Here is a 2,616-nt window from a genome sequence, read left to right on the forward strand (position 1 = left end):
GCGTTGCGTTGTGCCCGCCTGAAGTTCACCGCCGATGGCCTGGTGAACTTCCATCGTGATGACCGGGAAACCCGTAAAGCCCCGCAACCGCTATTATTTTGATAGCCGCTTGCGCTCGCTCTGATTAGGTCGGAGGCCATTTTGACGCCTGAAATCAGGCTGTCTCGACCTCAAAACACCTGAAAAGGGCTGCCCAAGAGGCGTTGAAAGAGGCCTTGAGCCTGTTTTTGAACCAATTTCAAACGCGAATAGTAGCCAGGGCCCAATAAAGACGGGCGCAAGCAGCTACCAAATGCATAGCAAATAGCCGGCGGCGTCTTGAGTTTGTATGCGATTTGGTGATTTGGCATCAGCGAGAACATCGGCGAGAAGAGCCGCCTCCTCCACCATTCAGTACCCGCATCAGCCCGGCGGAATGCTTTCCGCAAAGCTGGGCCGCTGCATCAGCTTGTCCTGCAGCTTGGTCAGGTTCGGATACATCTCACGCCAGTTGATTTGCGCAAAACGCAGGTCGAGGTAGCCGAGCGCGCAGCCGACCGCGACGTCGGACAGGCTGAAGTGGATGCCGCTGCAGAACGACTTGTCGCCCAGGCCGGTGCTCATGGCCTTGAGGGTGGCTTCGATCTTGCCCATCTGGCGGTCGATCCAGGCGTCGCTGCGCTGCTTGACGCTGCGGCCGGCCCAGGTGGCTTCGAGGCGCGCCAGGATGGCGGCGTCGATCAGGCCGTCGGCCAGGGCCTCCCAGGTTTTGACTTCAGCGCGCTCACGGCCCTGGCTGGGGATAAGCTTGCCGACAGGTGACAGGGTGTCGAGGTATTCGACGATGACACGGGAATCAAATACGGCTTCGCCGCCTTCCATGACCAGGCAGGGCACCTTGCCGAGCGGGTTGGAAGCCTGGATGGTGGTGTTGGCTGCCCAGACATCTTCCAGGACGAACTGGTAGTCGAGCTTTTTCTCGGCCATCACTATGCGCACTTTACGCACATAGGGGCTGGTAGCGGATCCGATGAGTTTCATGATGGTGTGAGATCGTGGTCCGGGGGAAGAGCATTCTATCGAGTAAGCCGGCAGCCAGGCTGACGGGGGTGTAACGTGCCGGGCAAGAAGATTCGCAAATATGCACATCTTTTCGGGCTTGCGGCAGCGGCTTCCGGCGCGGCGGGCGCGGCAGGCACCCGGCCTACAATTGGGCCATGAGCTCCTCTCCCCCTTTTTCCACGATCAACGCCCTGTCCCCACTGGACGGCCGCTACGCGAACAAACTGAACCAGTTACGTCCCCTGATGTCCGAGCAGGGCTATATGCACCGCCGCGTTCAGGTCGAAGTGGCGTGGTTCATCGCGCTGTCCGATGCCAAATTCGCCGAATTCAAGCCGCTGAGCCCGGGCGCCCGCACTTATTTGCTGGGTCTGGTCAAAAACTTCTCGGAGGCCGATGCGTCGGCCATCAAGGAAATCGAAAAGACCACCAACCACGACGTGAAAGCCGTCGAATACTGGATCAAGTCGAAATTCGAGGCCCGGCCGGAGCTGCAGGGCGCCAGCGAATTTGTGCACTTTGCCTGCACCAGCGAAGACATCAACAACACCAGCCACGCGCTGCAGCTTAAAAGCAGCCGCGACCTGGTGGTGCTGCCGGCGCTGGACAAGGTCATTGCGCAGCTGCGCGAAATGGCCCACATCTATGCCGAAGAACCCATGCTGAGCCGCACGCACGGCCAGACAGCCAGCCCGACCACGGTCGGCAAGGAAATCGCCAACGTGGTGGTGCGCCTGGCCAATGCGCGTGACAAGATCGCGGGCGTCAAGCTGATGGCCAAGATGAACGGCGCGGTGGGCAACTACAACGCGCATCTCTCGGCCTGGCCCGACTTCGACTGGGAGGCCTTCAGCCGCAACGTGATCGAAACGCCGGAACCGCTGGGCCTGGGCCTGACCTTCCAGCCCTACAGCATCCAGATCGAACCGCACGACTACATGGCCGAGCTGTTTGACGCGGTAGCCCGCACCAACACCATCCTGATCGACCTGGCGCGCGACATCTGGGGCTACGTGAGCGTGGGCTACTTCAAGCAGCGCCTGAAAGACGGCGAGATCGGTTCCTCGACCATGCCGCACAAAGTCAACCCGATTGACTTCGAAAACGCCGAAGGCAACCTGGGCCTGGCCAATGCGCTGCTGCGCCACCTGAGCGAAAAGCTGCCGATTTCCCGCTGGCAGCGCGACCTGACCGACTCGACCGTGCTGCGCAACATGGGCGTGGCGCTCGGCTACGCCGTGCTCGCCTATAACTCGATGGGCGTGGGTCTGAACAAGCTCGAACTCAACCGCGAAGCGCTGGGCGACGACCTGAATGCCTCCTGGGAAGTGCTGGCCGAACCGATCCAGACGGTGATGCGCCGTTACGGTGTGCAGGGCGCTTACGAAAAGCTGAAGGAAGTCACGCGCGGCAAAACCGTGAAGGCCGAAGACCTGCACGCGCTGATCCGTTCGCTGGAAATTCCCGACACGGAAAAAGAGCGTCTGCTGAAGATGACGCCTGGCAGCTATGTCGGCATGGCGGCCGAACTGGCGAAGAGGGTCTAACCCCCGTCCAGGCTCACTGCGTGTAGCC

At 60.7% G+C, this 2,616-nt stretch carries 2 protein-coding genes; one reads left to right on the plus strand and one right to left on the minus strand.

Features of this window, described 5'->3' with window-relative positions; translation table 11 throughout:
• Positions 1-402: 402 nt before the first annotated feature.
• The gene (locus AC1D1P_RS20440) at positions 403-1,020 is read right to left on the minus strand and encodes a glutathione S-transferase family protein (RefSeq protein WP_457282438.1); all 618 of its coding nucleotides are present in this window, start codon (positions 1,018-1,020) and stop codon (positions 403-405) included.
• Between the two features lie 176 nt (positions 1,021-1,196).
• Between AC1D1P_RS20440 and purB the strand changes: the two genes are divergently transcribed.
• Positions 1,197-2,588, plus strand: coding sequence for an adenylosuccinate lyase (gene purB / locus AC1D1P_RS20445; RefSeq protein ID WP_477674221.1), 1,392 nt, complete (start codon positions 1,197-1,199; stop codon positions 2,586-2,588).
• Positions 2,589-2,616 lie beyond the last annotated feature (28 nt).

The sequence above is a fragment of the Polaromonas sp. P1_E1_2 genome, assembly GCF_056406035.1.